1 protein-coding gene and 1 pseudogene are annotated in these 421 nt (G+C 66.0%); both read right to left on the reverse strand.

Annotated features, from left to right (window positions below):
• Window positions 1-134, reverse strand: a 134-nt coding sequence (tnpB, locus tag AC0L2X_RS32540; RefSeq protein WP_473601230.1) for an IS66 family insertion sequence element accessory protein TnpB, incomplete at its 3' end; no start/stop codon positions are given.
• Window positions 131-421, reverse strand: a pseudogene (locus AC0L2X_RS32545) (IS66-like element accessory protein TnpA); the annotation flags it as partial. The pseudogene AC0L2X_RS32545 and the gene tnpB, both read right to left, overlap by 4 nt.

Consider the following 421-nt stretch of genomic DNA (forward strand, 5'->3'; position numbering starts at 1 on the left):
ACAAAGACGTCGCCGCAATAGGGATCGGCTGCAAGAGCCGAGGCGACCAGTGCAACAAGGCCATTGATGCCGCGGCGAAAGTCGACCGGCTGCGTCGCCACCACGACCTTCACGTCGCCGGCTGGCGCGATCACCGCGGCACACGCAACGCACCCACGATGGCGGCCGCCAGGGCCGGATCGACCGAGCCCGTCAGGACGAGGCGGCTTTCACCGATCTCGAGTTCGATCCGACCGGTCGACCTGGGCGTCTCCTTCTTCCGTGCGTCACTATGCTCGAGCTGCCGCTCCTCGCCTGCGATCGTAATTGGCACAAACTGCAGAGCTGGCGTCGTCTCCGCAGCTGCCTTCGCCTGCACCAGCCCCACGTGCCGTCGCCAGACCGAAAGAAGACCTCGATTGATCCCCCAACGCCGCGCGAC

It is taken from the genome of Mesorhizobium sp. WSM4828, from assembly GCF_055811175.1.